Origin of the sequence: Microcystis sp. M109S1 (assembly GCF_020247025.1) — a bacterium.
Taxonomy (GTDB): domain Bacteria; phylum Cyanobacteriota; class Cyanobacteriia; order Cyanobacteriales; family Microcystaceae; genus Microcystis.
Genome location: NZ_JADBRW010000251.1, coordinates 1 through 4,992 on the forward strand (window position 1 = coordinate 1; position 4,992 = coordinate 4,992).

At 44.8% G+C, this 4,992-nt stretch carries 5 protein-coding genes; 1 reads left to right on the forward strand and 4 read right to left on the reverse strand.

What is annotated here, in order from left to right; all coding sequences use genetic code 11:
* The 4 genes from IM322_RS12485 to tatC all read right to left on the reverse strand — a co-directional run.
* The coding region (locus IM322_RS12485; RefSeq protein WP_287713225.1) for a transposase family protein at window positions 1-126 on the reverse strand (126 nt) is incomplete at its 3' end.
* 203 nt (window positions 127-329) lie between these two features.
* A complete protein-coding gene (psbB, locus tag IM322_RS12490) occupies window positions 330-1,856 on the reverse strand; it encodes a photosystem II chlorophyll-binding protein CP47 (protein ID WP_149986009.1) in 1,527 nt (508 codons plus the stop codon).
* A gap of 592 nt (window positions 1,857-2,448) precedes the next feature.
* A complete protein-coding gene (locus tag IM322_RS12495) occupies window positions 2,449-2,760 on the reverse strand; it encodes a hypothetical protein (RefSeq protein WP_002798470.1) in 312 nt (103 codons plus the stop codon).
* A 78-nt stretch (window positions 2,761-2,838) separates the two neighbouring features.
* Window positions 2,839-3,600 (reverse strand): twin-arginine translocase subunit TatC, encoded by a 762-nt coding sequence (gene tatC / locus IM322_RS12500; RefSeq protein ID WP_002783793.1) that lies wholly within the window; start codon window positions 3,598-3,600, stop codon window positions 2,839-2,841.
* A gap of 317 nt (window positions 3,601-3,917) precedes the next feature.
* Here tatC and nadA point away from each other — a divergent pair, with 317 nt between their 5' ends.
* A complete protein-coding gene (gene nadA / locus IM322_RS12505) occupies window positions 3,918-4,877 on the forward strand; it encodes a quinolinate synthase NadA (RefSeq protein WP_287673956.1) in 960 nt (319 codons plus the stop codon).
* Window positions 4,878-4,992 lie beyond the last annotated feature (115 nt).

Sequence of the window (4,992 nt, forward strand, 5' to 3'; positions counted from 1 at the left end):
ATAACCTGAGTATCCTAGCATTGTTCCCAGTATTATTACTAATAATACTATCCATAAAGGGTGTCTTTTTCCTTTATCTTTCCGAAAGTCCTTGACTTGTTTCAGTTTTTCTATTAAGCTCAACATATATTTTAAAAGTTGCCGGTCACTTTTCATTTTACAAAGACAGTGATCGCTTTTACTTTTGATATTCTGATGGGAGAATGAAACAGCCCTACCCAACCCCCAACCCCCAACCCCCACCGAAAAACTTTTTCAGCAGACCCTAATTAACAAAAAAAGGAGTCAAAGACTTGACTCCTTTAGTTATATGGATGATTTAGCTAAAACTAAACTTCTTGTTTACGAGTGCTAAGATCACCCAATTTTTGGAATAAACCGAATTCCACTTGTTCTTCCAGATCCGGATCTACCCCGGCGAATACGTCGCGGTAGATGGTACGAGAACCGTGCCAGATGTGACCGAAGAAGAATAGTAAAGCAAAGACAGCATGACCGAAAGTAAACCAACCTCTCGGAGAAGTGCGGAATACCCCGTCAGACTTCAGGGTTTCGGTGTCAAACTCGAAAGCTTCACCGAGTTGCGCTTTACGGGCAAATTTCTTCACATCAGCAGGATCGCTGAAGACCTGACCATCGAGAGCGCCACCGTAGAAAGAAACGGTGACACCACTTTGTTCGATACTCAGTTTCGATTCCGCACGACGGAAGGGAATATCGGCGCGAACGATACCTTCCGAGTCGGTCAGGACAACGGGGAAGGTTTCAAAGAAGTTAGGCATCCGACGCACGCTGAGGACGCGACCTTCGCCATCTTTGAACACGGGGTGTCCTAACCAAGATTTAGCGATACCGTCACCGCTATCCATGGCACCAGTACGGAATAAACCACCTTTAGCGGGGCTATTACCGACATAATCATAGAAAGCCAGTTTTTCAGGGATTGCTTGGTAAGCTTCGGCGATGGTGGCTCCGTTGGCGATGCTGGCCTCGACGCGACGCTCAATTTCTTCTTGGAAATAGCCCTTATCCCATTGGTAACGGGTGGGGCCAAAGAGTTCGATCGGGGTGGTAGCATTACCGTACCACATGGTTCCAGCCACGACGAAAGCGGCAAAGAAAACGGCGGCGATACTGCTAGAAAGCACCGTTTCGATATTACCCATTCTCAGGGCTTTATAGAGTCTTTCGGGGGGACGAACGGTTAAATGGAATAAACCGGCGATAATCCCGACGATACCCGCAGCAATGTGGTGAGCTACCACACCCCCGGGGTTAAAGGGGTTAAAACCAGCCGGTCCCCATTCGGGAGCTACGGGCTGCACATGACCAGTTAAACCGTAGGCATCGGAAACCCACATCCCGGGACCCCAAAGGCCTGTTTGATGGAAAGCACCGAAACCAAAGCAAAGTAAACCGGATAAGAACAGGTGAATACCGAACATTTTCGGCAAATCGAGCGCAGATTCGCCCGTGCGGGGATCGATAAATAATTCTAAATCCCAGAAAACCCAGTGCCAAACCGCCGCTAGGAATAGCAGACCGGATAAGACGATATGAGCGGCGGCAACGCCTTCAAAAGACCAGAAACCGGGGTCAACACCAGTTTCGCCGGTGACGCTCCAGCCACCCCATGAACCGGTGACACCTAAACGGGCCATGAAGGGCAGCACGAACATTCCTTGCCGCCACATCGGGTTTAATACGGGGTCACTGGGGTCGAAAATAGCCAGCTCATAGAGGGCCATGGAGCCAGCCCAACCCGCTACCAGTGCGGTGTGCATCAGGTGAACGGAAATTAAACGGCCCGGGTCGTTGAGAACGACTGTGTGTACTCGATACCAAGGTAGTCCCATTGACTACGCTCCTCCTATTGACAATTTAGTGTCCACTTAGACGCTTTTTATATTCAGGGTCAAATATAAGCCCAACAATCTCGACGGTTAAGTGCAAGAGTTAGCCGACCTACATTATCCCTTGAAAAGTGTATCTATTCTAAAGAAGTGTAACTATTGTTAGAACAGATTTCAAGTCTTTGCGATCGGTCTTCCGCCAGAATAGTCCAAATAAGGGAACGCCGGTGATGGGGTGTGGGGAGCTTTTTTCAGTGATCAGTAAACAGTAATCAGTGAAAAGACAGCACTGTTAATGCTATTTAGGGTTTGCGGCAAAAAGTTTTTCGTGGGGGTAGGGTGTGGGGTGTAGGGTGTAGGGTTTTACCCATTTTCAGAGGGTCAATTACCTAATTTTCGGGGAAAAAGTCCCGGAATTTTCCCCCCGACCACTCCCATGCTAGGCACTTTTTGATTTCAAAAAAGCCTAAAGATATTATCCAACAAGGTTTTTAGCTTTATTCAGCAAACCCTATTTAATACTCCTCACTTAATACCACTCACTGAAAACTCACATCTGATTAGTGATCACTGATGACTGATAACTGATCACTGATTACTTCCTCAGCACTTCTTCGGCATTTTGCAGGATTTCGAGGACTTGTTCGGCACTAATCAAGCGTTTTAGCACCACTTGCCCGATGGTGGGGACAGTATCGGCAATTTCTGCACTCTTGGGGGCAACTTCTACCATAATCACGGCTTCTTCCACCTTATAAAGCCATAAAACCTGTTCTCCCTCTAAAATACCGATATTTAATCGCTCTATCTGCGGTGGTCGTCGCCAACTACTCGCGTGATCCCACAAACCGCCAAATTCCCACACCCGTCCTATTGTCCAACCTGCCGTTAAGAAAAAATATTTCACTTTGTTACTCAATCTAGAATCAATCTCTAGCTTTCTGGCTTAATTAGTTTTCAGCCGTCAAATTCTATCAAAAAACTGCTAACGTCCCGTTAATTTCACTACCCCAATCCCCCCAAAGTATAGACCCAAGACCGCCCCGGCTAACAGGGATTGGGTCAGAGGGTCTGTGGAAGGGGTTAAAATCGCGCCTAAAATCACCGCACCCAAAACCACGAAACGCCACCCCGATAACATCGTTTGCGAGGAAATAATGCCTAAAAAGCTCAAAATCAATTGAATAACGGGAATTTGAAAGGCGATGCCGGTACTAAAAAGTAAAAGTAAGACAAATTCAAAATAGCGCTCGATCGACCAAGCTTGTTCGACCACTTCCGCCCCATAACTCACAAAAAAGTTTAAAGCGGCGGGAATCAGGGCAATATAGGCAAAAAATAAACCAGCAAAAAATAAAACACTCGATCCTAACACTACCGGGACAATTAAACGCCGTTCGCGACGGGTTAACCCCGGCAGCACAAAGAGGATAATTTGCAAGAGAATGACCGGACTAGCCACCAGTATGCCGCTATATCCAGCTACTTTTAGGGAGACGAAAAAAAATTCTCCCGGGGCCAACTGCAAAAATTTTACCCCTTGGGCGGGAACTTCCAGCACTTGTACTAGGGGTTTAACAAAGATAAAACATCCCACCGCACCCACAGCCACGGCAATTAAACTATAAAAAATCCGGCGCCGCAACTCCTCCAAGTGGTCAAATAAGGACATTTCCACTTCTCCGGGTAACTCATCGAGGAATTCAGGACTGTCTGGGGGTGGGGTTTTTACTTCTGTCGATGACATGGCTTTCGCTCGATCGTTCTCTACTCAAGCCTTTATCCTAGCATTGATACACCTTAGCCTTGAATCATTTATCATTTATCAGTTATCAGATGTGAGTTTTTAGTGGACAGTCTTAATCAGGGGTCATTTATCAGATAAGAGAAGAGAATATCAAGTGAGCAGGATTAAATGGCAGTTTTCTGCGGTCTTTTCACTGATTACTGCTTACTGTTTACTGATTACTGAAAAAAGCTTCCCACTCCCTAATCTCCTCAAAAAAATTTGCTATGATGTAGGGACTTGTTTAGTATTTGGTAAAAATAACCATAAGTCGTACCGTGTTCACAACTGTTCAACCCGCAAATCGATCGAGCTTACCTGATGACCTATTTACGGCAATTAAAGAGCTTAAACGGGAATTAAACGCCGTTATTCTGGCTCACTACTATCAAAATTCTGACATACAGGATATAGCTGATTATATTGGTGATTCTCTCGGTTTATCCCAACAGGCTGCCCGAACGCCAGCAGATGTGATCGTATTTGCGGGGGTTCACTTCATGGCAGAAACAGCTAAAATCTTAAACCCAGATAAGTTGGTATTGCTGCCGGATTTAGATGCAGGATGTTCTTTAGCTGATAGTTGTCATCCTGAAGATTTTGCTCGTTTTAAAGCCCAATATCCCGATCATATCGTGATTTCCTATATCAATTGCAGTGCAGAAATTAAGGTCATGAGTGATATTATCTGCACCAGTTCCAACGCAGTCAAAATAGTTAATCAAATCCCTGCCCATCAACCGATTATCTTCGCTCCCGATCGCAATTTAGGCCGTTACGTCAGTCAGCAAACTGGTAGAGATTTAGTTCTCTGGCAGGGTAGTTGTATTGTCCATGAAACTTTTTCCGAACGCAAGATAATAGAATTAAAAGTCGCCCATCCAGAAGCAAAAATTATCGCCCATCCTGAGTGTGAAGCATCGGTTTTACGCCATGCCGATTATATTGGTTCCACGACGGCACTATTAAATTATTCCCTGAAAAGTTCCGAAAAAACCTTTATTGTCGCCACAGAACCGGGGATTATTCACCAGATGCAAAAATCCGCCCCAGAGAAAGTATTTATCCCCGCACCAGCTTTAAATAACTGTGCTTGTAATGAGTGTCCCTACATGAGACTGAACACTCTCGAAAAATTGTATCTCTGTATGCGAGATAAAACTCCAGAAATTACTATTTCTGAAGATTTAAGAGTTAAGGCACTGTTGCCGATTCAAAGAATGTTAGAAATGTCTTAATCAGTTATCAGTTATCAGTTATCAGTTATCAGTTATCAGTTATCAGTTATCAGTTATCAGTTATCAGTTATCAGTTATCAGTTATCAGTTATCAGTTATCAGTTATCAGTTATCA

Bases quoted from the DNA above. Each gene is read 5' to 3' on its own strand.
- tatC (WP_002783793.1), bottom strand. From the start codon at position 3,600: ATGTCATCGACAGAAGTAAAAACCCCACCCCCAGACAGTCCTGAATTC.
- psbB (WP_149986009.1), bottom strand. From the start codon at position 1,856: ATGGGACTACCTTGGTATCGAGTACACACAGTCGTTCTCAACGACCCG.